The 23807-nt window shown below is 31.3% G+C and carries 22 protein-coding genes and 1 tRNA gene; 13 read left to right on the top strand and 10 right to left on the bottom strand.

What is annotated here, in order from left to right; translation table 11 throughout:
- Positions 1–22 precede the first annotated feature (22 nt).
- Positions 23–658 (bottom strand): Crp/Fnr family transcriptional regulator, encoded by a 636-nt coding sequence (locus tag Q0807_RS03090; protein ID WP_299106262.1) that lies wholly within the window; start codon positions 656–658, stop codon positions 23–25.
- Positions 659–743: 85 nt separating this feature from the next.
- On the opposite strand from Q0807_RS03090, the gene Q0807_RS03085 reads away from it, so the two are divergent.
- Positions 744–817 (top strand) — tRNA-Arg (locus tag Q0807_RS03085).
- A gap of 158 nt (positions 818–975) precedes the next feature.
- Here Q0807_RS03085 and Q0807_RS03080 read toward each other — a convergent pair.
- Positions 976–1128 carry an SsrA-binding protein gene (locus tag Q0807_RS03080; RefSeq protein ID WP_299106260.1) on the bottom strand — a complete coding sequence of 51 codons (153 nt, stop codon included), beginning with the start codon at positions 1126–1128 and terminating at the stop codon, positions 976–978.
- Positions 1129–1733: 605 nt separating this feature from the next.
- Between Q0807_RS03080 and Q0807_RS03075 the strand changes: the two genes are divergently transcribed.
- On the top strand, positions 1734–3692 hold the full coding sequence (locus tag Q0807_RS03075) for an endonuclease (RefSeq protein ID WP_299106258.1): 1959 nt from the start codon (positions 1734–1736) through the stop codon (positions 3690–3692).
- A gap of 92 nt (positions 3693–3784) precedes the next feature.
- Here Q0807_RS03075 and Q0807_RS03070 read toward each other — a convergent pair whose 3' ends face one another.
- Both Q0807_RS03070 and Q0807_RS03065 read right to left on the bottom strand, forming a co-directional pair.
- Positions 3785–6082: a M56 family metallopeptidase gene (locus Q0807_RS03070; RefSeq protein ID WP_299106256.1), complete on the bottom strand. Its 2298-nt coding sequence runs from the start codon at positions 6080–6082 to the stop codon at positions 3785–3787.
- Positions 6083–6084: 2 nt separating this feature from the next.
- Complete coding sequence (locus tag Q0807_RS03065) at positions 6085–6444, bottom strand: BlaI/MecI/CopY family transcriptional regulator (RefSeq protein WP_299106254.1); 360 nt, start codon at positions 6442–6444, stop codon at positions 6085–6087.
- 152 nt (positions 6445–6596) lie between these two features.
- On the opposite strand from Q0807_RS03065, the gene Q0807_RS03060 reads away from it, so the two are divergent.
- Entirely contained in the window at positions 6597–7547 is a 951-nt protein-coding gene (locus Q0807_RS03060) for a calcium/sodium antiporter (RefSeq protein ID WP_299106252.1), read from the top strand.
- A 67-nt stretch (positions 7548–7614) separates the two neighbouring features.
- On the opposite strand, the gene Q0807_RS03055 is transcribed toward Q0807_RS03060, so the two are convergent.
- On the bottom strand, positions 7615–8640 hold the full coding sequence (locus Q0807_RS03055; protein WP_299106250.1) for a glutamine synthetase beta-grasp domain-containing protein: 1026 nt from the start codon (positions 8638–8640) through the stop codon (positions 7615–7617).
- Between the two features lie 179 nt (positions 8641–8819).
- Between Q0807_RS03055 and Q0807_RS03050 the strand changes: the two genes are divergently transcribed.
- From Q0807_RS03050 to Q0807_RS03030, 5 genes are all read left to right on the top strand, one after another.
- Positions 8820–11006 (top strand): glutamine synthetase III, encoded by a 2187-nt coding sequence (locus Q0807_RS03050; protein ID WP_299106248.1) that lies wholly within the window; start codon positions 8820–8822, stop codon positions 11004–11006.
- A gap of 226 nt (positions 11007–11232) precedes the next feature.
- Complete coding sequence (locus Q0807_RS03045; RefSeq protein ID WP_299106246.1) at positions 11233–11370, top strand: hypothetical protein; 138 nt, start codon at positions 11233–11235, stop codon at positions 11368–11370.
- A gap of 147 nt (positions 11371–11517) precedes the next feature.
- Entirely contained in the window at positions 11518–12192 is a 675-nt protein-coding gene (locus Q0807_RS03040) for an outer membrane protein (protein WP_299106244.1), read from the top strand.
- Positions 12193–12235: 43 nt separating this feature from the next.
- Positions 12236–13414, top strand: coding sequence for an AIR synthase related protein (locus Q0807_RS03035; protein ID WP_299106243.1), 1179 nt, complete (start codon positions 12236–12238; stop codon positions 13412–13414).
- 11 nt (positions 13415–13425) lie between these two features.
- A complete protein-coding gene (locus Q0807_RS03030; RefSeq protein ID WP_299106242.1) occupies positions 13426–14430 on the top strand; it encodes a DUF3078 domain-containing protein in 1005 nt (334 codons plus the stop codon).
- Between the two features lie 45 nt (positions 14431–14475).
- Here the strand turns inward: Q0807_RS03030 and Q0807_RS03025 are convergent, their stop codons facing one another.
- Together Q0807_RS03025 and Q0807_RS03020 are read right to left on the bottom strand one after the other, a co-directional pair.
- On the bottom strand, positions 14476–15096 hold the full coding sequence (locus tag Q0807_RS03025) for an ATP-binding cassette domain-containing protein (RefSeq protein ID WP_299106241.1): 621 nt from the start codon (positions 15094–15096) through the stop codon (positions 14476–14478).
- A gap of 47 nt (positions 15097–15143) precedes the next feature.
- On the bottom strand, positions 15144–15431 hold the full coding sequence (locus Q0807_RS03020) for a hypothetical protein (RefSeq protein WP_299106240.1): 288 nt from the start codon (positions 15429–15431) through the stop codon (positions 15144–15146).
- Between the two features lie 118 nt (positions 15432–15549).
- Between Q0807_RS03020 and prfA the strand changes: the two genes are divergently transcribed.
- The 4 genes from prfA to Q0807_RS03000 are packed head-to-tail and all read left to right on the top strand — an operon-like array spanning position 15550 to position 18900.
- Positions 15550–16629: a peptide chain release factor 1 gene (gene prfA, locus Q0807_RS03015; RefSeq protein ID WP_299106239.1), complete on the top strand. Its 1080-nt coding sequence runs from the start codon at positions 15550–15552 to the stop codon at positions 16627–16629.
- A gap of 38 nt (positions 16630–16667) precedes the next feature.
- Entirely contained in the window at positions 16668–17237 is a 570-nt protein-coding gene (locus Q0807_RS03010; RefSeq protein ID WP_299106238.1) for a nucleoside monophosphate kinase, read from the top strand.
- A 16-nt stretch (positions 17238–17253) separates the two neighbouring features.
- Positions 17254–18069, top strand: coding sequence for an orotidine-5'-phosphate decarboxylase (gene pyrF / locus Q0807_RS03005; protein WP_299106237.1), 816 nt, complete (start codon positions 17254–17256; stop codon positions 18067–18069).
- Positions 18070–18129: 60 nt separating this feature from the next.
- Positions 18130–18900 (top strand): ABC transporter substrate-binding protein, encoded by a 771-nt coding sequence (locus Q0807_RS03000; protein ID WP_299106236.1) that lies wholly within the window; start codon positions 18130–18132, stop codon positions 18898–18900.
- 167 nt (positions 18901–19067) lie between these two features.
- On the opposite strand, the gene Q0807_RS02995 is transcribed toward Q0807_RS03000, so the two are convergent.
- A complete protein-coding gene (locus tag Q0807_RS02995; protein ID WP_299106235.1) occupies positions 19068–19775 on the bottom strand; it encodes a DUF4197 domain-containing protein in 708 nt (235 codons plus the stop codon).
- Positions 19776–19935: 160 nt separating this feature from the next.
- On the opposite strand from Q0807_RS02995, the gene Q0807_RS02990 reads away from it, so the two are divergent.
- Complete coding sequence (locus tag Q0807_RS02990) at positions 19936–21066, top strand: TlpA disulfide reductase family protein (protein ID WP_299106233.1); 1131 nt, start codon at positions 19936–19938, stop codon at positions 21064–21066.
- Between the two features lie 431 nt (positions 21067–21497).
- Here Q0807_RS02990 and Q0807_RS02985 read toward each other — a convergent pair whose 3' ends face one another.
- Both Q0807_RS02985 and purU read right to left on the bottom strand, forming a co-directional pair.
- Positions 21498–22598, bottom strand: coding sequence for an OmpA family protein (locus Q0807_RS02985; RefSeq protein WP_299106230.1), 1101 nt, complete (start codon positions 22596–22598; stop codon positions 21498–21500).
- Between the two features lie 280 nt (positions 22599–22878).
- Positions 22879–23733, bottom strand: coding sequence for a formyltetrahydrofolate deformylase (gene purU, locus Q0807_RS02980; RefSeq protein WP_299106228.1), 855 nt, complete (start codon positions 23731–23733; stop codon positions 22879–22881).
- Between the last annotated feature and the right edge of the window lie 74 nt (positions 23734–23807).

The raw sequence follows: 23807 nt of genomic DNA, 5'->3' as shown, positions 1-23807 counted from the left end.
AAATGTTGTGTGACAAATGTGACTAAAAATCTAAAACAGAAATTTTGTTTCTGCCGAGTTCTATTTTATTTTCTCGTTCTAATTGTTTTAGAAGTCGAGAAATAACCACTCTAGAGGTATGTAAGTCTTCTGCAATTTCTTGATGTGTAATTTCTAAATTGGTTGAAGCAGATAGTTTAACGTGGTCAGTTAGATACTTAAATAAGCGCTCATCCATTTTCATAAATGCCAATGTATCTATGGTTTCTAACATTTCGTCAAAACGAACTTGGTAGCTCTGTAAAATAAAGTTTCTCCATGACTCATTGGTGTTGAACCAGAGTTTCATGTTTTCTATTGGTATCATTATTACGGTTGCTTCCTCATCTGCAATAGCTCGTATTTTACTAACAGATTTAACCATGCAACAGGTTAATGACATAGCGCAAGTATCACCAGACTCTAAAACATAGAGTAGAAGTTCGTCTCCGTTATCATCTTCTCTTAAGACTTTAATATTACCAGAAATTAATAGAGGAATATAATTTAAATCTTGACCGATATCTATAATGATATCTGCCTTTTGGAAGGTTTTTAAGAACGCAACATCGGCAATTTTATCGATTAATTCAGGGTCGAATAAGTAGTTAAATGGCTGTAGTAAATCTTTAGAAATCATACTTCAAAAATACTAATTTTAAAATTTGAAATAAATTGTTTGGTTGTATTTTAATAAAAGTATTATATTTGCACCCACGAAAAAAGGCCTCGTGGCGCAACTGAATAGCGCACTTGATTACGGCTCAAGAGGTTACTGGTTTGAATCCAGTCGAGGTCACAGAAAAATTAAAGTTCATTTCTTATTAGAAATGGACTTTTTTTTGTTTTATTAAAGTTTAAGTTTTTTAAATTAGAGAATTTTTAAACAAAAAAGTGTTCTTGTTTTATTGAGAAGAAATAAATTTCTCGATTTTAAATTAAGAAAGAAAAATAAAATTATCCTAACGCATTTTTTGTAACATAAACGCGCCAAACTATTATAGCGAGTTGAAGCTTAGAAGCTTTGCTAAGGTCTAATTGTTTTTTAGAATAACTTGGAAGAATTGCTTTGTTCGCTTTTGCAATAAGCTTAAAGAAATTGGTCTTCATTTTTTTTTTGGTTGTAGCTAAAGTGTAATTAAAACTTTTGCTGAATGTCATTAGTTAGTGACAAAAATAGTAAAACTTATTCTAGAACTAAGTTCCACATTTTTATTTGATTGGTAATTAGATTGGTTTTGGATTTAGAATATTGAAATAATGATTTCAATAATCAATTTTGCAAGTGTCATCATAGTTAGTTGGTTTTAGAGGTTAATAAAATACTTTGTTTGTTTGATTGAGTTTTCAATATATAAACTCAATACGCTGTCTTCCAAATGTTTTTACTAAAATCGACGAATTTGGATTCTAATTTGTAACTAAATAAATGATACTTGTTATAATAATTTGTGACTTGTCTTTATTTAAGTAATAAATATTAACTAAAAATAAATTATTTGTTTTGATTTAATACTTTTATAGGGTGTTTTTTAACTAGTTTTTAGAAACGTAGAGGCATTTCGTTGTTAATTCTATATTTATTTGATGTTTTGTCTTTTTGTGAATTTATTTTTATGATAAATTTCATGTTTTAATTAAGTCATTTTTAGTATTTAATTTAATGATAACATTAGGATGTATTATTCAGCTATCTTTGTAAAAAAAATTACAAAATGAAAAGAATTATACTTATCGCCTTATTATTAATATCAGGATTTGGTTGGTCTCAAGTTTTATTGATTAACGAAATAGATCCAGATTCTCCAAGTACAGATACGGCAGAGTTTATAGAATTAAAGTCTCAATCACCTAATTTTTCGACGGATGGTTATATTCTAGTCTTTTTTAATGGCTCAAGTAGTGGAGGTGATAAAAGTTATATGGTTATAGATTTAAATGGCTATACAACAGACATAAATGGTTTATTGGTTGTTGGTAGTACAGGTGTTTCTCCATTTCCGCAATTATTGATTGCTCAAAATGTCATTCAGAATGGTGCTGATGCAGTTGGTATTTACCAAGCAAGTATTAATGATTTTCCTGAAGGTACTTTGGCGACACAAACTAATTTAATAGATGCACTTGTTTACGATACAAATGATTCTGACGACACAGGCTTAATGGCATTGTTAGGGCAAACCGAACAATATAATGATAACGGAACTAACGCAAACCCTAAGTCAATTCAGAGATATGTCGACGCTATGGATAATATAACGTTTGCAGCTGCTACACCAACCCCAAGACGAGAAAATGATGGTTCTGGCATTGTTATTAATCCAATAACTATTTCTGTTGCGCAATCGCAATATGGTGAAGATGCAATGTTTGATATTACATTTACTATAGAAACAGCACCAACATCAGATTTAAATTTCAATATTAGTTTAGATAATTATGGTTTTAATACCTCTGATTTTACAGGGAATACGAGCTTAACTTTTTCTAATGGTCAAAATTCAGTGACAACTACAATTACTTTAGTTGATGATACTTTTGATGAAGGTGATGAGGTCGCTAAAATTAGATTTTTGGATTTAGTAGAGCCAATTGTTGCTTCTAACGATTATGTTGAAGTTAGAATCGTAGATAATGATTTTACGGTTGCACCATTTGGCACACCTGTTAATCCAACTACAGGTATTGTGCAAAGTACACAACCAGATGGTTATTATGATAGCACTAATGGATTGGCAGATGTGGCTTTAAGACAAGCCTTGCAAGATATAATTGCGGATCCAACAATAGTTAGAGCACAAACGTATGCAGATATCTTAGCAATATTAAATGAAGCTGATCAAAACCCAGCAAATAGTAATCAGGTTTGGTTACTTTATACAGAGCAAGGTAGAGCAAAACTAGATGTACAAACAGGATCTAATAATACGGATAAATGGAATAGAGAACATACATTCCCAAGATCTTTAGGAGGTTTTTTTGATATAGAAGAAGACGAAGTCGCAGACGGAATAGATGTGTATTGGGAAACCAAAGCAGATTCGCTGCGTCATGGAAATTCTGACGCACATGCATTAAGAGCGGCAGATGCTACTGAAAATAGTACAAGAAACAATCAACATTATGGTGAATATAATGGGCCAACAGGAACTTTAGGAAGTTTTAAAGGTGATGTAGCACGTAGTGTTTTGTATATGGAAATAAGATATAATGGCTTGTCAGTGGTAAATGGTTTTCCTAATGTGTCTGGTCAAATGGGTGACTTAGCAACGTTGTTAGATTGGCATAGAAATGATCCACCAGATGATTTTGAAATGAATAGAAATAACATCGTTTATAATTGGCAGAAAAATAGAAATCCATTTATAGATCAACCATTGATGGTAGAATATATTTGGGGAACCAATGTTGGTGATGTTTGGATGCAGTCTTTAGGTACTGCTGAAAATGAATTAGGTGAGGTTTTAGTTTATCCGAATCCAACAAATGGTAGAATTTTTATTTCTCAATTGAATACAGCTGCTGATGTTGAGGTTTATTCTATAGAAGGCAAATTGCTAAAGCATTTTAATGCCATTGAAGATTATATAGATTTAGATGTGGCTTCGGGTATTTATCTTTTAAATATAACAACAGGAAATAAAACCACTATTAAAAAAGTAATAGTGAATTAAAGAAAATCTTATAATCAAAGTAAAAGCCAAACTATTGCAATGTAGTTTGGCTTTTTTTTAGTTATAAAGATTATTTGAAGTAATTAAAAATATTAATCATGGGAACTAGCGACTAAAGAACCGTTAGCAATTCCGAATTCTACTTTAGGAATACCTTGATTCGATTTCCAACTCGCATTACTTTCTCCTCCTTTGTTGTCTTTTAAATTAATTTTTAAAGTAGTAATTTCACCAGCGTTATTACGTTTTATTTTTGTGTATTTAATGGTTATACCTTGTTTGCTAAGATTTGTTTTATGATTTTCTAAAACATCATCTGTTGTATCCATTGAAATATAGGCGATATATCCATTCTTATTAGAATCTTCATTAGAAGTAAAAGATATGTTGGTCATTTCAGCGCTTTCTGATTTTTCATTATTGTTTTTTGTAGAAATATTGTCGTCTAAATCTTTTTCATCCTTTAAGGTGATTTCAATAATGCCATGTTTACCTTTTTCTCCGTACTTTTTAATTGCTTTTTCGTCTTTTAAAACAACTAAATTTTCTATTTGGTTTGCTTTTATATTTTTTAAGTCTTCTTTACTTATTTCTTTGTCGTCAACTATAATTAAAGGCTGAATGTTATCACTAGAATATTTTACACTATTTCTCTTGTTCTTATTGGTTTTAGCGCTAGTATTTGAATTCGCATCCGTATAAATACTATCTTTAGTTATTGCATTATTAATGCTCTCACTATTAGTTATATTCTTTTCTTGTTCAATTGCTGCAACTCCAAAACTACCATCGGTTTTCATTTCAAAGTAAAAAGGTTTAATGCCTTTTGTATCTTTTATACTATAATTAGTAGATCCATTTTTGGTTTTAAAATCAATATTAAGAACAGAAACTAAACCATCATTATTACGTTTTATTTTATTTATAGTCATCTCAATTCCATTAGATTGTAATTCTTTTCTAATGGCATCTAATTGCTTATTCGTAATCTCTTTTGAGAAGATGATTTTAATGTTTTCTTGTTTAGTTGAAGGTGTTTCTTTAAGATTTTTTTGTGGTTGCAAAACATCTATTGTTTGTATACCAGATTTTATAATCGCTTTATACGCTCTTTTTTTAAGTGCTGATGTTGCTTTTTTGTTATGTATATTGTCTTTATCGTCAAAATGTAAAGTTGCTCCATTGATTCTGCCAACAAAGCCACCTCCTAAATCAAAAAATTCTTTATAGATAATAAAAGCGTCTATTCCGTTTTTTGAATTTCCACCACCATAACTATGATTGTTTAATTTTAAAAATAGATTAGTGATTTCATTGTTTGCGTTTCTTTGAATCTGACTGAATACTAGTGTGCCACCTTTTTCTTCAATGGCAGAAGTCATAGATGCTAATTCTCTATTGGTTGTGTTCTTTGTAACCACCAATTCAATAGTATTAGAGTTATTAATTAATTCTATATGCTTTACGTTTACATCTTTTTCGGTTGTAATACTAGATTTTAGGATAGCATCAGTTTCATTTGTTTCAATATAAATAGTTTCAGTATTCATACTCATTAATAAACCAGCTAAAAGTGGGAGTATTAATAAGTATTTCCATTGTCTTTGTTTGTTTGATTTTGATTGTTTTAACATAAGGATTCGTTTTTTAATTGATGAATTATAAAAGTTATTTGAAAATGAAATGTTGTGATTAGCAACACTGGTTTTTAATAATAGACGTTGGTATTCTTTTTGGTTGTTGATACTAGCCTGGGTTTTAGAATCTGCGATATATTCTAAATTTTGTCTTACTTCTTTTCTGTAAAACCATATAAATGGATTAAACCAAAATATACTGCACGCAAGTTGAATTAATAAAATGTCTATAGAGTGGAGTTGCGATGCATGTACTTTTTCATGCGTCATCATTAGGTCTAATTCTGATTGTGTAAAAGATTCTGGGTTATAAACAATCCATTTAAAAAATGAAAATGGAGAGATTTTATTATTCACAATAACATAGGTGTAAATACCATCTTTGTTTTTTGGATTTTTAAGTAACAACCAAATTAGTGATCCAAATTGAAGCAAAAATTGAATTGTGAAAATTAAAAATCCAATACTATATATTATAGGAAGAAGTGATTGCCATTCAAAAGAAGCTTCTGGAGTTGAAACAGGAAGAGTTGAAAATGAATTGTCGGTAATTACAAAAGTGTTATCAGTTGCTATTATTGGTTCTATTGTTATTTGAACAGGAATTACTAAAAACGGAAAAATTAAAGCAATGATAATACCAATTAGTAAAAACCATCTGTTCTGATTAAAGAAGGTTTCTTTTTTTAATAATAAATGGAAGCACAAATAGAATATGGCTATAACTACACTAGCTTTTAATAGATATTCCATAATTATTTTTTGTTTTCAATTAGCTTAATAATTTCCTTTAGCTCGTCAACACTAATTTTCTCTTCTTTTGCAAAAAAGGAAACTACATTTTTATAAGAGTTGTTAAAGTAGTATTCAATAGCAGTATTCATAAATTTAGTTTTGTAATCCTCTTTAGAGACGACAGGGAAGTATTGATGTGTTTTTCCGTAGGCATTATAACTTACGTAACCTTTTTCTTCTAAGTTTCTAATAATTGTAGAAAGAGTGTTGTAATGTGGCTTATCTATCTTTATTTCTGCTAAAACATCTTTTACAAAAGCCTTTTCTAGCTTCCATAAAATGTGCATAATTTCTTCTTCCTTATTCGTTAGTTTTTGCATCGTCTATTTTAATTATTTCATTCAAATCTATAACTATTTTTATAGTTAAGCAACTAAATTAATAGTTATTTAACGAAAATCATAGTTTTCAGTTTCTCTTAAAATGAAATGTTATCTTCGCGGCATTAATAAAATAAGTTATAAAGTAGAGGATGAGTTTATTTCTAGTTATTGCTGGTTTGGCATTATTGGTTGTTGGTGGTGATTTTTTGGTGAGAGCGTCTGTTGGTTTAAGTTTTAAGCTTAAATTATCAAAATTAGTTATAGGTATGACGGTTGTGTCTTTTGCAACGTCTGCTCCAGAATTATTAGTGAGTTTGCAAGCTGCCTTAGATGGTGTCTCAGATATTGCATTAGGTAATGTTATTGGTTCTAATATTGCAAATATTGGATTAGTTTTAGGTATTACAGCTATTATTTCTCCATTAGCAGTAGATAAAGATTTCTATAAATTGAATTGGCCAATGATGATGATGTTGTCCTTTGTGCTTTATTATTTTTTAAAAAATGATTTAGTACTTACAGCAATAGAAGGAGGCATAATGTTTCTGGCCTTGGTAGTTTTCTTAATTGTATTAATAAGAAGTTCTCGTAAATCTACAAAAGCAAATACAGACGAAGTAGATGATTCGTTAGCCGTGGTTTCAAATTTTAAGATTGTAGTTTGGTTATTAATTGGTGCAGCAGGACTGTATTTTGGGTCAGACTGGTTGGTTGAAGGCGCAAAACAATTAGCAACTTCTATTGGTATTAGTGATTATGCTATTTCGGTTACGGTTATTGCTATTGGTACTAGTGTCCCAGAATTAGCAGCCTCAGTTATTGCAGCATTAAAAAAAGAAAAAGCCCTGTCTTTGGGTAACCTAATTGGTTCTAATATATTTAACATTGCATCGGTTTTGGGTTTAACGGCTATTATAAAACCAATTGTTGTAAACCCTGAAACGCCCGAAATATTATCTACTAATATTTGGTGGATGATTGCATTTGCAGCAATTTTAATTCCGTTTATAATAATACCAAAACGATTTGAAATAGGAAGAATAAAAGGAGTGGTGCTTTTTGGTGCTTACTTATTCTTTATCTATACGGCCCTTAAATAAGGCTCAGCCATAAAAAAAAGGCTTGTAGTTTTCTACAAGCCTTTTTTAATATAATTATAAATGCTAATTAAGAGATATTAGCACTCTTTACAGTTTTAATAATTCTACCTGCAATTTTGTATGGATCACCATTAGATGCTGGTCTTCTATCTTCTAACCAACCTTTCCAGCCTTTCTCAACTGCAATAATTGGAATACGAATTGAAGCACCTCTATCAGAAATTCCCCAAGAGAAATCTGTAATAGCAGCTGTTTCATGATCACCCGTTAAACGTTGGTCATTAAACTCACCATAAACTGCAATGTGTTCTTTTACTACAGGTCTAAATGCTTCACAGATTTTTCCGTACGTTTCTTCAGAGCCGCATGTTCTTAAAACTTCATTAGAGAAGTTTGCGTGCATACCAGAACCATTCCAGTCCATATCCTTACCTAATGGTTTTGGGTGGTATTCAATATAGTAACCATATTTTTCAGTTAAACGATCTAATAAGTATCTAGCAACCCAAATTTCGTCTCCTGCTTTTTTGGCACCTTTAGCAAATAATTGAAATTCCCATTGACCAGAAGCTACTTCTTGGTTAATACCTTCAAAGTTTAAACCAGCATCGATACATAAATCGGCATGCTCTTCAACTAAACCTCTACCATGAGTGTTTTTTCCACCAACAGAACAATAGTACATTCCTTGCGGTGCAGGATATCCACCAATTGGGAAACCTAATGGCAATTGTGTTTTAGTATCCATAATGAAATACTCTTGCTCAAAACCAAACCAGAAATCATTATCATCATCATCAATAGTAGCTCTTCCATTAGAAACGTGAGGCGTACCATCTGCATTTAAAACTTCTGTCATTACTAAGTATCCATTAATTCTGTCTGGATCTTTATAAATTGCGACTGGTTTTAATAAGCAATCAGATGCACCACCTGAAGCTTGTCTAGTAGATGACCCATCAAAAGACCACATACCTAATTCTTCAACTGTACCTTGAAAGTTTTCGTGCTCTTCTACTTTCGTTTTACTTCTCAAGTTTTGAGTTGGGAAGTAGCCATCTAACCAAATGTATTCTAATTTAATTTTTGCCATAATAAAATTTTTGTTTATCTAAAATAATTGTTACAAAGATTGCTTTTTTTTTCGTTTGGTCAAAAAAAACAGGGTGATTTAGACGAAATGTACTTAATTATTGTTAACAACCCTAATTTTGAATGGGTGGCTATGTTATTTTTAAATATTTCGTATTTTTGCCCTAAAATATTGTCAATATGTCAACATTGAGATTTCATGCTGTAAAATCGTCTTTAGAGCGTAAACCTATTAAAATAAAAGAGTCTAAAAGACGTTCAGAAATTTTTGGTAAAAATGTCTTTAATGAAGTGGCTATGCGTCAATACTTAACTAAGACAGGGCTGAAAAGTGTTACTGAAGCTATTGAGAAAGGAACGAAAATTGATCGTAATGTAGCGGGTCATATTTCTACAGGAATGAAAGAGTGGGCAATTTCTAAAGGCGCAACACATTATACGCATTGGTTTCAGCCATTAACAGGTGCAACGGCAGAAAAACATGATGCCTTTTTTGAAACTATAGGTGATGGAATGGCGATTGAGAAATTTGGAGGAGACCAATTAGTGCAGCAAGAACCAGATGCGTCTAGTTTTCCTAATGGAGGCATTAGAAATACGTTTGAAGCAAGAGGGTATACTGCTTGGGACCCAACGTCGCCAGCATTTGTATTTGATGGGACTTTATGTATACCAACTGTTTTTGTGTCTTATACAGGTGAAGCATTGGATTTTAAAACACCACTTTTACGAGCATTACAAGTTGTTGATAGTGCATCGGTTGCAATTTGTAAGTTTTTTGATAAAAATGTAAAGAAAGTAACGGCTTCTTTGGGTTGGGAGCAAGAGTATTTTTTAATTGACCAAGCATTGGCAGCTTCTAGACCAGATATTTTACTAACAGGAAGAACCCTTTTTGGTCATTCGCCTGCAAAAGGACAGCAGTTAGATGATCATTATTTTGGTACAATTCCATCGCGAGCTATGGCTTATATGCGAGATTTAGAGCATCATTGTATGTTATTAGGAATTCCTGTTAAAACAAGACATAATGAAGTGGCTCCAAATCAATTTGAATTAGCTCCTATATATGAAGAGGCAAATTTAGCAGTAGATCATAATTCATTATTAATGGATTTGATGCAGAAAATAGCGAAGCGACATAATTTCACGGTTTTATTGCATGAAAAACCATTTGCAGGTGTCAATGGTTCTGGGAAACATAATAACTGGAGTCTAAGTACAAACACTGGAGTTAATTTATTATCGCCTGGTAAAACACCTATGAGTAACCTTCAGTTTTTAACCTTCTTTATAAATACAATAAAAGCTGTTCAGACTCACGAAGAGTTGTTAAGAGCAGCAATAGCTTCTGCGAGTAATGATCATCGTTTAGGAGCTAATGAAGCGCCTCCTGCTATTATCTCTGTTTTTATTGGTGAGCAATTAACCAAAGTTTTAAACGAGTTAGAGTCTGTAACTAAAGGTAAATTATCACCTAAGGAAAAAACGGATTTAAAGTTGAATGTTGTTGGTAAAATACCAGAAATTTTAAGAGATAATACAGATAGAAATAGAACGTCTGCATTTGCCTTTACAGGTAATAAGTTTGAGTTTAGAGCCGTAGGTTCAACCGCAAATTGTGCAAATCCAATGACTATTTTAAATACCATCGTCGCCAAACAGTTAATAGACTTTAAAGCAGAAGTGGATGTGTTAATTGAAGAAAAAGCAATGAAAAAGGACGATGCCATTTTCAATGTTTTAAGAGAATACATTAAAACGTCTAAAGAAATTCTTTTTGAAGGTAATGGTTACAGTGATGATTGGGAAAAAGAAGCGAAAAAACGTGGTTTAAGTAATAATAAGACGACTCCAGAAGCTCTTAAAATTAAAAAATCTAAATCAACCATTGAACTATTTGAAAGTTTAGGTGTTCTTAATAAGGTAGAATCCGAAGCGCGTTACGAGATTGAAATGGAAGAGTATATACTTCATATTCAAATTGAAAGTAGGGTAAGTGGTGACATTGCTAGAAACCATGTGGTGCCTACAGCTGTAAAATACCAAAACATACTAATAGAAAATGTTACAGGCCTTAAAACTATATATGGAGATCGTTTTAAAGAGTTTGCGAAAGAACAATTGTCGCTTATAGAGCAAATATCACAACATATTGAGGCTATTAACTCTCTAGTTACAGAAATGATTGATACTCGTAAAACAATAAATAAGCTGACCAATATAGAAAAGAAAGCGGAAGGATATTGTAAAAAGATAAAACCTTTATTTGAAGATATAAGATATCATTGTGATAAATTAGAAATAATGATTGATGATGAATTGTGGCCATTAACTAAATATAGAGAGCTTTTGTTCACAAAGTAATAATTATCATCATTCATAAAGGTTTGTTTTTCATTGATTTATTAAAAAGGTGTAAGTATAACTACGTATATAAAGGCATTAAAACTTTATGAAAAGTGTCGTTTGTCGATGAGTTCAATCTAGTTATCGAAAAGGTGGTGCTTCTAGTGTAAATAATTGAAAATAGTCATTTTATAAATACGGTTATTGTGTACTTTTGTAGGGCTATTAATCAATATTTGTAAAAATGAAAAAATTACTACTAAGTGTAGCAATTCTTGTTGGGGCAACTTTAGTATTATCACAGGATAAGTCTGATGACTTAAATTCAGTGACTGAAGAAAATGTTGTTAACATTCAATCTACACTACAAGCAGAATCTTAAGAGTTAAGATTGCGCTTCTGGTATTTATTACCAATGACATAGAGGATGAATTCGGATTTCGAGTTGATCCTTTTTTTTTATTTTTATCATTCTAGTTCCACCCAAATTTCCATAAGAACGTAAACTTATTTCCTAACAAAAAAGTTTATGATTTCTAAATTCAATGCAAAGTTATTATGCGTTGCAATGATTATCGGTTGTTTTAATTTAGTTTTTTCTCAAGATTCTATATCTAAAAGTGAAAGAGTTATTACTCGTAAATTTACTTTTTTAGAATTTAGAGGCACAAATGCTATTGATATTGCAGCAGGATCTTTGCAAATGGAAGGTGATTACCCAGAATATGAATACGATATTTATTTTAGAATAGGATATAAACGCCAACTTACCAGCCATCTTAATGCTAACGTTACATTCAATAAATATAATGTTTCAATTAAAGATGTGTCTAATGAAGGGTTTATGTCTTTCGATCTTAATTTAGAATATCTCTTTTCTCCATATACTAAATTTAGTCCATTCCTTTTTGCAGGAGGTGGTTACAATGCAGCTAATTATTTTGAGTCAACAGCGACAAAAGTGCAAGCCGGTCTTGGTTTTGAATTAATTGTGGCACCTCATATAGGCTTAAAGCTTTTTGGGGAATACAATTATTTGTTTTCAGATGATATTGATGGCCTTATAGAAGGCGATACAGATGATGCATTAATTCGAATGGGTTTAGGGTTCAATTTTTATTTTGGAGGTAAGAAGAAAAAGGAAATGTATCAAAGAAAATTAAAAACAGTTATTAATTCCAACCAAATCATTCCTTATAATTGAACGCAATTCTTACTTTTGCACTACCAAACAAATACGTAATGCTATGAGTAATTCGGTTAGTAAAAGATATGCGCAACGAGGTGTTTCAGCTTCAAAAGAAGATGTTCATAATGCTATTAAGAATATTGATAAAGGATTGTTTCCAAAAGCATTCTGTAAAATAGTACCAGATTACCTTACTAATGATAGTGATTATTGTTTAATAATGCATGCTGATGGTGCAGGTACAAAATCGTCTTTAGCTTATATGTATTGGAAAGAAACAGGAGATATTTCTGTTTGGAAAGGTATTGCTCAAGATGCGTTAATTATGAATATTGACGACTTACTTTGTGTTGGTGCAACGGATAATATAATGCTTTCTTCAACAATTGGTAGAAACAAAAATTTAATTCCAGGAGAAGTTATTTCTGCAATTATAAACGGAACTGAAGAGTTAATAGAGGATTTAAAATCTTTTGGAGTCACTATTCATTCTACAGGAGGAGAAACAGCAGATGTTGGTGACTTAGTGAGAACTATAATTGTAGATTCTACAGTTACAGCGCGTATAAAGCGCAGTGATGTTATTGATAATGCTAATATAAATGAAGGCGATGTTATTGTTGGTTTAGAGTCTTTTGGGCAAGCTTCTTATGAGACTGGCTATAATGGTGGTATGGGAAGTAACGGATTAACTTCTGCAAGACACGATGTGTTTTCGAAGTATTTAGCTGAAAAATACCCTGAAAGTTTTGATGCAGCTGTACCAGAAGATTTAGTCTATTCTGGCCAAACTAAACTTACAGATGCGGTAGATAATTCTCCCATTGATGCTGGTAAGTTAGTTTTATCACCAACCAGAACTTATGCGCCAATTATAAAAGCTATTTTAAATAAATTTAATAGTGAAGACGTACATGGAATGGTACATTGTAGTGGTGGTGCACAAACCAAAATTCTACATTTTATAGATAATCTTCATATTGTAAAAGATAATATGTTTGCGGTTCCTCCGTTATTCAAACTCATTCAAGAACAATCTAAAACAGATTGGAAAGAAATGTATCAAGTATTTAATTGTGGTCACAGAATGGAATTATATGTAAAGCCAGGAGTGGCTGACGCTATTATTGAAATTTCAAAATCATTCAATGTAGATGCTAAAATTATTGGTAGAGTTGAAACTTCAGAAGTGAAAAAACTAACTATCGATAGTGAATACGGTACATTCTTGTATTAAATTTTTTGGGCATGAAAACCAATTTGTGGTTCATTTTTAGTGTATTTATTTTAAGTTCAGGCGTGCTTTTTGCTCAGCCAGATTCTGTGTTTTTTCAAAAGAAGAAAAACAAAGATGTTCAATTAGGTTGGCGAACAAAAAAGGAAATTGGTTTGAATCTTAACCAAGTTTCATTTACCAATTGGAATTCTGGTGGTACAAATTCTATCTCTGGAATTATTATAGGTAAAGCCGAAGCCAAATACAAACAAGAAAAATGGTATTGGAATTCTAATTTTAATATCCGTTACGGATTAAATAAACAAGACAATCAAAATCTAAGAAAGACAGAAGATGTTATTGAAGTAATATCTAACGTTGGCTTAGAAAAAGACCCAAAAAGTAATTGGTTTTATTCTGCGAAATTTAGTTTTAATACGCAGCTCGCTAACGGTTTTAATTATCCAGATAGAGATGAACCGATTTCAAGATTTTTAGCTCCTGGTTATATGTTCCTAGGTTTAGGAATGGAATATGGTCGGTTTATTGAACGATTGTCATTCTATGCTTCTCCTTTTACGTTAAAAACAACTTTTGTTTTAGACGAAGATTTAGCCAATAAGGGTTCTTTTGGTGTGGATCCTGCAATCTATGATTTAGATGGTAATTTATTAAGAGAAGGTAAAAAAGTAAAGCAAGAATTGGGTATTTTATTAACCAACAAATACGAACAAGAAGTTTTAGAAAACATAAAAGTTACTAGCCTTTTAAGGTTATATACAGACTATATAAATAGCTTTGGTAATATTGATTTAGAATGGGAGCTCAATATGGATATGAAGGTGAATAAGTATGTTAAGGCAACCTTAGGGTCGCATCTTAGATATGATAACGATATTAAAATAGAAGTTGAAACCAATGAAATGACTAATGAAGAAATTGTTGTTATTGGTCCTAAATTACAATGGAAACAGATTTTAGGTGTTGGTGTGGTTGTAGATTTAGATAATATTATAAAGCCTTCTACCGCACCTTAATTTTTTAGTAAACTACCTTCGTTTAAATATTTGTAATCTTCGAGTTCAGTAAGTTTTCTTATTTTTTTTAGTCGTTCCATTTTTTAATAGATAAATAACGTCAGCAGTTTCAATAATGTGTTGATACATGTGGTCAGAGATAATAATGGCCTTGTTTTTCCTTTCTTCTGCAATCATCTGTTTAACGGTTTCAATATGTATAGGTGATAAATGTGAAAACGGTTCATCTAAAAATATTATTTCACTTTTTGTTTTTAGAATGATGTAAGTTTCAATAATTCGGCGTTCACCACCAGATAAGTCTTTAAATTTATGCGCTTTGTGTTTTGAAAAAGTTTCAAATTTTTCAATAAATACATTCCAATTGAGCGTATATAATTTAAAAACAAACGAAAGTTTCATTCCATTAGGGATAAAATTATATTGAGGTAGGTATTTGGTAATTCCTGTAGTATATAGTGGTTTTAAGAGTGGCTTATTATTCAATCTTACTAATTTATATTTTGGTTTCAAATTACCAAATGCAATGTTGAGTAAACTACTTTTTCCACAACCATTGCTTCCTAAAATAGCTGTTACTTTTCCTGATTCAGCTTTTAGGTAAATACCGTTTAAAATGCGTTTGTTTTTAAAGTAAAGTTCTACATTGTCTAATTCAAATATCATTTATTTTTAATAAAAAATTTCTATTCACTTTTAATATTTAAAGGTATCTAAGTGAATTCCCTAAAAACAGTTAAGTAAATAATGGTTAAAAAGCAGTCTACAAGAAACATAATTGAAAACAGCTGAAAAGGAGATATCCCTTTGTTTTTATAAAATGTTAATTTACGTTTATTAGGCGTTTCACTCACGTAATACCATGCAAAAACCGTAAGAAATAGTTTAGTAGCAATTGCTGGTGCAATCTGTGCATTGAAAAAAGCAACGACAGCAGTTACCAGAAGCGACCAAACCACAAACGGCTTGTAAAATGATAGTATAGCTAGGAAACGATACATATTACATACTAAACGTTCTTTTTATGTAATTTATTTTTGATTGTGAAAATGTCCTCAAAAATTCAAGCTAGAGAATCCATAAAAAAACGTATTTTTGAATTCCAATTTTTGAAGAGAGATGTTAGAGAAATTACAAATTATAAAACAACGCTTCGATGAGGTAAATGACCTTATCATACAGCCCGATATTATAACAGATCAGCAACGCTACACAAAGCTGATGAAAGAATACAAGGATCTTAAATTAATTGTAGACAAAGGCGAGATTTATAAAGAAGCTACGGATAATGTTGCCGAAGCAGAAGAGATTATAGCAGATGGTTCTGATGCCGAAATGGTAGACATGGCTAAAATGCAATTAGAAGAAGCTAAAGAAACTATTGAAAAGCTTGAAGAGGAGATTCGCTTTATGCTAATTCCTAAAGATCCAGACGACGCTAAAAATGTAGTTGTTGAGGTTAGAGCTGGTACAGGTGGAGATGAAGCGAGTATTTTTGCTGGTGATTTATATAGAATGTATTCTAAATACTGCAGTGATAAAGGCTGGAGAGTAGATGTAGTGAGTCAGAGTGATGGAACATCTGGTGGTTTTAAAGAAATTATTTTTGAGGTTTCTGGAGAAGATGTTTACGGAACTTTAAAGTTTGAAGCAGGTGTTCATCGTGTGCAACGTGTACCTCAGACAGAAACTCAAGGTCGTGTGCATACTAGTGCAGCAACAGTAATGGTGTTACCAGAAGCAGAAGAATTTGATTACGAATTAGATATGACTGAGGTTCGTATTGAGCGCACCACATCAACTGGTCCTGGTGGTCAGTCGGTGAATACAACCTATTCGGCAATTAAGTTGCATCACGAACCAACAGGAATGATTGTAAGTTGTCAAGATCAAAAATCATCACATAAAAACTTAGAGAAAGCCTTAAAGGTTCTACGTTCGCGTTTATACGATTTAGAATTAGCTAAACAACAAGCAGCAGATTCTGAAAAACGTAAAAGTATGGTGAGTTCTGGTGATAGAAGTGCTAAAATTAGGACTTACAATTATCCACAAGGACGTGTTACGGATCATAGAGTACCAGGATTAACACTTTACGATTTATCAAATATCATTAATGGTGATATTCAAAAAATAATAGACGAATTAATGTTAGCAGAAAACACAGAGTTGTTAAAAGCTAACGATGATGTAATTTAAACTGAAGCCTCTTTTTTGAGGCTTTTTTTATTTGTAAAATGGACATAGTAGTGATTACAGGACCACCTTATAGTGGCAAAGGGACGCAATGCGAATTTTTAAAAGATATTTTTGGCTATAAACATATTTCTACAGGAGATCGTTGTCGGAACGAGAAATTGAATAAGACTGAAATCGGACAAATAATGTCTGAGTATGAAGAGAAAGGTGATTTGGTGCCTGATGAAATTATGAAAAATCTCTTCGGAAATATATTGGACGAGAACTCTGATAATAATGGTGTTATTTTAGATGGCTACCCTAGAACGAAAGCTCAAGTTAATGACCTTTTAGAAATTGTAGAAGAAAGACAACTAAGAATAAGCAGTGTTGTAAATATTGAAGTTCCAAAAGAAGAGTTATTAAAACGAGCAGAAAAGCGAGCGGAAACTTCAAATCGAAAAGACGATAAAGACAAAGCTATTCATTTAAAACGTATTAATGTTTTCGAGACTTTAACAAAACCTGCCATCGCATATATGAAAACTAAATTAAAGGTTGAAGACTTTGATGGTTTAGGTTCAATTGAAGATATTACTAAAACGATAAAATCTCGAATTCTTAATTAATTTAAGTTATTATAAAGTGACTACACAGCAACTTACTACCCAAATCAACAAAAAGAAATCTTTCCTATGTATAGGTTTAGATGTCGATTTAAATAAAATTCCAAAACATTTATTAAAAGAGGAAGATCCTATTTTTGCTTTTAACAAAGCGATAATAGATGCAACTCATCATCTATGTGTGGCTTACAAACCTAATACGGCTTTTTATGAAGCATACGGAATTAAAGGCTGGCAAGCTTTAGAGAAAACCATCAACTATCTTAACGAAAATCATCCTGAAATCTACACTATAGCAGATGCAAAACGAGGTGATATAGGTAATACAAGTTCTATGTATGCTAAAGCATTTTTTGAGGATTTAGGTTTTGATAGTGTTACGGTTGCGCCTTACATGGGAAAAGATTCAGTAGAGCCTTTTTTAGCTTTTAAAGATAAGCACACCATTCTTTTAGCCTTAACATCTAACCAAGGTGCATTCGATTTTCAAACCAAAACTATTGATGGTGTAGAGTTGTACAAGCAAGTCTTAGAAACTTCTAAATCTTGGGAGAATTCTGAAAACTTAATGTATGTGGTTGGTGCAACTAAAGCTGAATTTTTAGGAGATATTAGAAAAATTATTCCTGATAGTTTTTTATTAGTTCCTGGTGTTGGTGCACAAGGTGGTAATCTTCAAGAGGTTTGTAAATATGGAATGAATGATTCTGTAGGTTTATTAATTAACTCTTCTAGAGGAATTATTTACGCATCACAAGATGAGAATTTTGCTGAGGCTGCAGCTCAAAAAGCTGAAGAGTTACAAATACAAATGGCTGTAGAATTAAGTTCGTAGTCACAGATTATTTATAAACACGATTCTGAGGAACTGTAATTGCCACTGATAAATTGAAAAATGAAAGACCAACTAAATCGTAAAATTCAAATTAATAGAATACCAAGGCGCATCATCTCTTTGGTACCTTCGCAAACCGAATTATTAGTAGATTTAGGTTTAGAGTCTTCAATTGTTGGCGTAACTAAGTTTTGTGTACATCCAAAGCATCTTAGGATGTCTAAAGCCGTTGTTGGAGGTACAAAACAAATCAATATTGAAAAAATAAAAGCACTTCAACCAGATATAATTCTTTGCAATAAAGAGGAAAATACTGAGGAGATTATTAAAAGTTTAGAAGATATTGCTCCAATTCACGTTAGTGATATTTATAATCTTGAAGATTGTTTTGAATTGATTAACATGTATGCTGCAATTTTTGATGTCGAGGATAACGCTTTAGATTTAATCTCTAATATTCAGATTGAGCGGGAAGCATTTAAACTTCAATTTCAAAATAAAGATAAGTTAAAAGTCGCTTATTTCATTTGGAAGAATCCATGGATGGTTGCAGCTTCAGATAACTTTATAGATATAATGATTAAGGAAGCCGGATTTTTAAATGCTTTTGAACATGAAAAGCGATATCCAGAAATAGACTTAAATTATAAAGCTTTAGCAGAAGCCGACCTTGTTTTTCTGTCTAGTGAGCCTTTTCCGTTTAAGGAGGAGCATGTATTAGAACTTCAATCTCAATTTCCTGAGAAGACTATAAAAATTGTAGATGGTGAAATGTTTTCGTGGTATGGAAGTCGCTTATTAAAGTCTTATTCATATTTTAAAAGACTTTAAGTTTAGGCATAAAAAAAGTCGATACCTCACTAAATACCGACTTTAAACTAACTATTCTAATCTAAGATTAATACTAACTAAATCTTTGCACTGCAAAGGTGCATACATTCTTTGTTTTATATGTTAACCTAACATTAGGAGATGATTAAAATAACGTAACATTCTATTTAATCTTGTAATGCAAATACTTTCTTTAACAAATCGGTACCACGAGAAGAAGCTTTAGTCCTAATCTCTTTTTCTTCAACAGCAATCATTGTATAAACACCTTTTAATGCTTCTGTAGTTACGTAGTCTGTTAAGTCTGGATTAACATTGTTTGTCAACGGAATGTTGTTGTATTTTGTAATAAGATTTGTCCAAATTTCATCTGCACCAACTTTACTAAAAGAATTTTCAATAACTGGTTTAAACTTGCTATATAAGTCAGTTTCAGTTTTTGTTGTTAAGTAAGTTGTCGCAGCATTATCTTCTCCTAATAAAATGTTTTTAGCATCATCAAAAGTGATATCGCTAACTGCACTTACAAAAATTGGAGTTGCTTCCTTAACGGCATCTTCAGCAGCTCTGTTTAATACTTTTAGACCTTCGTCTGCTAAACTACTTAATCCTATTTTACGTAATGCAGAATCTACTTTTTGTAACTCTTCTGGTAAAAGTATTTTAACTAATTCATTTTTATAAAAGCCGTCCGTAGCTGTTAGTTTGGTAACTTGTTTCTCTATACCTAAATCTAAAGCTTCTCTTAATCCAGAGGCAATATCAGTGTTACTAAGAACACCATTTGTTTGTGGTATTGAATCTACAACTTGTTGTAGCTCTGCGCAAGAAACTAAAAGTGAAAGGCATAAAATTGAGGCTAAAATTCGTTTCATAATTATATGTTTTTTGCAAATATATAATAAAACGAAAGGCGTAATGTTATAATTAGTAGCCAAATAATTGTTAATAGTTTTTTTGTTGAAAGGCGAATTAATTTACAAATTACTACTTTAGCATCATATTTGATTATAGCTAGTAAAATTATCATTGTTAATGGAATTATTTAAAAGTAGAATACTAAGTTTTTTGTTGTTTTTTATCATTATTAGTAGTGGTGCCCAGAGTCATGTTAAGGTTTCGGAGTTTCTTCAGGAATCTAAAATTGCGTCAGCAGACAATAATAAACTCTATTTTGTAGACTTTTGGGCTACTTGGTGTGGACCTTGTATAACAGCAAAGGAGCATTTAGGTGTTTTACAAAAACAATTTCCAGATGATTTATATATCGTGTCTCTTACATCTGAAAATCCATTGATTGTTGAGCGTTTTTTAGAAAAGAAGTCTACTGATTTAGCCATTGCTATTGATTATAATAAAGAAACATTTAAAAATTATAAAGTTGCTGTTTTGCCAGATGGCGTTCTTTTTAATAGTCAAGGTAAAGTGCTGTGGAGAGGTGGAGCACCAGATTTGAAGAAAGAAATTGTGGCTAAATACTTAAGACAAAATTCTTCAAAATCATCTTTAGATTCCTTTTTTAGTGTAGAATCTATTGAAGAAGATGTTATCGCAGAGTATATTCCTAACGAAAGTTTAGAAATTAAACCTTTAAGTTATAATGTTGAGGAATTAGAAGTTGCTGATGCTGAAGATTATTTAAAATTAACAGGTTCGCTTAAGCAGATTGTTGGCTATTTAGCAAAAATCTATAAAAATCAAATTGTTTTAGATGAGAGTTTAGATACCAATTATGAGGTTTATTTTAAAAAGCCATTTAATCAATCTGAAAATCTAGCAGTAAAACTTATTACAGAAATGAAATTAGGTGTGGTTAGAAAGTACAATGAAGGTGAAGGTATTAGTTTTTCTGCTGATGCTTCTAAATTTTGGGATACCAAGCAGATTGATTGGGGAATAAACAATGCTAAGTATTTAGTAGGAGATTCTCAAATTCAGGCAGATAATGTATCTTTAAGAGATGTAGCTTATCAATTGGCTTATGTTTTAGATATGCCAATTATAGTTCCAGAAGATAATGATATTAGTCTGTCATTGCATGATTGGGATTTTCATTATAAATTTTTTCAATTAATGCAATCAGATTTAGAAGATAACTATGGTATAAAAGCAGAGAAGAAAACAGTGTCTTATCCTGTGTATCATATAGAGAAAAAAGCACCTTAATTAAGTTGTTTGTTGTACTTGTAGTTTCGCATACTTAATAATGGTATTAAAAGTATCTTGTTTTTAATAATCTGTATTAACTTAGTTTATCAAAATAAAAAGTGAAGCTCCTTATATAAGGAGCTTCACTTTTTTTGTAGTTATAACGAATATATCTTAATAGTGATTAGTCGTTTTTAATTTGTATGTTTTTTTCTTTTTTATATAACCTAGGTTGTGAGAACTACAACGATAGCAATTAGTCTATTTGTTTAATTAATAGGTGTTTATCAATTGTTAAATGTGTTCTTAGTATTTGTTGGCTCATTTATACAAGAGGTTTGATACTAACCAAATAGTAATACTACGTACTAAGATTTAATATAAAGTTTATTTCAAAAAAAGCTCCTTTTAAAGGAGCTTTTCTTGAAATTATAATTAACGTCTAAATATTAGTTACTTAAAACTCTAAATTCAGTACGTCTGTTTCTTTGGTGTTGAGTTTCTGAACAATCAGAACCATTAGAACATCTGTTTGTTAATCTAGTTTCACCATATCCTTTTGCAGATAATCTGCTTCTAGAGATACCTTTAGATACTAAATAGTTTACTACAGAGTTAGCTCTTTGTTGAGATAAAGACTGGTTAAAGTCATCGTTACCTCTAGAATCTGTATGAGACATAATTTCAATACTTACTGCAGAATCAGTTAAGATTGGTAATAAAGTATCATCAATAGTCTTCTTAGAAGCTGGAGTTAATCTTGCACTACCTAATTCATAAAATACTGGTAATACATTTGGATCTAATAATTCACAATCAACTTCTTCCCAAGTAGTAATACCACCTTTCTTGTCTAATACAGTTCTTGTTACGGTCTGGTACTGTGCAGCAATTGTATTTGTAGTTGTAGAAGCAGGAGTTTCAATAACTCTTCTTTTGATTGTTTTGTACTCAGCAGGAATTTGGATTTCATCCATTCTTGCAGGAGTTTTAATAACACGTTTCTTATAAGTAGTTGTTTTTTCTGCTACAGGTACAGCGTTTGTGCTTGCGTCAGATGATAACGTTGTGAAACTTACATCTCTAGACTGCGCAGGATACTGAACGAAACATGCAGCAACACAATCATCCTTATTTACAGAAGGACAATCTTCTAATACTTTATATTCCCATCCTGAAGTTTGAGGATGTACCTCAAAAGTTCTTGAGTCGTTACCAAAACTAGCTGGTACAACTTTTAAATCTGTACGACTTTCTTGATTAACGTAAGGTACTTCAATAGTTTCATATGTAGCAGGTACGTAAACAAACTTCTTAGTCGCTTCTTTTACTAATACACTTTCTTCTACAGTTTTGTAAGTTGCAGGAACAACTTGTAAAGTTGTGTAAGCAGGATACGTTTGTATAGTTTCTTCTACTTCTTTAAAAGAATCTTTAGTAATACATTTTACGTAACACTTTCCTGGTTCTGGGTTTGTAGGTAAGCCTTGTGCTTGAGAGAATCCGATTCCTGCAATAAAGCATACCAATAATAATAGTTTTTGTTTCATGGATAAAATAATTAAGTTAATTAATAGTTTAAATTTTTGTTTTACAAGAGAATATATTCCCTCACATATTATTAGATACAATAATATAAGATAGGTCACATTAACTTTTAGTTAGGATTCTCGCTAATGAATAAATATTAAACTATGGAAGATTTGATTGTCAATAATGACAATAGGAACTGCAATTTATGAAAAATATTAAATATTTTAACAAAATTTTTAAGAATAATTTATTTTATTATAATATTTTGAGTAGTTTATGTTATTGAAACCGATTATGTTAGGAGAATATAACAGTCTTATTATTAAAAACCATCACCTTTCTATCCGCATGAAGTTTTATAGCAGTAGACAATACAATTTTTTCTAAATCACGTCCTTTAGCAATTAAGTCCTTAATAGAATGTGTATGCGATACATGTGCTACATCTTGCTGTATAATTGGGCCTGCATCCAATTCTTCAGTAATATAATGACTTGTTGCTCCAATAATTTTAACGCCACGTTTATAAGCTGAATGATAGGGTTTTGCACCTACAAAAGCGGGTAAAAAAGAATGGTGAATATTAATTATCCTATTAGGATACTTATCAATTAAGGTCTCAGAAACAATTTGCATGTATCTTGCTAAAACAATAAAATCAATATTATGAGACTCAAGCAGTCTTAATTGCTCTTGTTCAGCTTCCTGTTTTGTTGCTTTGGTTACAGGTACATGATAAAAAGGAATATTAAAATTGTCAGCAATTGGTTTTAAATCGAGATGATTACTTAATATAAAAGGAATTTCAAGATGTAATTCACCCGAATTGTATCGACCTAATATATCATACAAACAGTGATCATACTTAGAAATAAATAACGCCATTTTTGGTTTTCTTTCGGCTGCAAAAATTTTCCAATCGAGTTTAAACTTTTCGGCTAGTGTGCTGCTAAATAGTTGTTTAAACTCTTCAAGTGAAAATGAATCTGAAGCAAATTCACATTCCAAACGCATAAAAAAGATATTCTGTTCTCTATCTACATGCTGATCTATATATACAATATTGCCATCATTTGAAGCCATAAAATTAGTAACCGAAGCAATAATATTTGGTTGGTCTTCACAATGAATAAGTAGTGTGATTTTTTGCATATATTTAGTCTTGAATGGAATGTTAAAAGTAATTAAATTTGAAAGCATTTCAGATTTTCTGAGTGTTTTAGATA

The sequence above is a fragment of the uncultured Winogradskyella sp. genome (assembly GCF_947495255.1).
Taxonomy (GTDB): Bacteria; Bacteroidota; Bacteroidia; order Flavobacteriales; family Flavobacteriaceae; genus Winogradskyella.
Note: the sequence above shows the minus strand (reverse complement) of the source record. Positions and strands in the feature narration are given on the sequence as shown.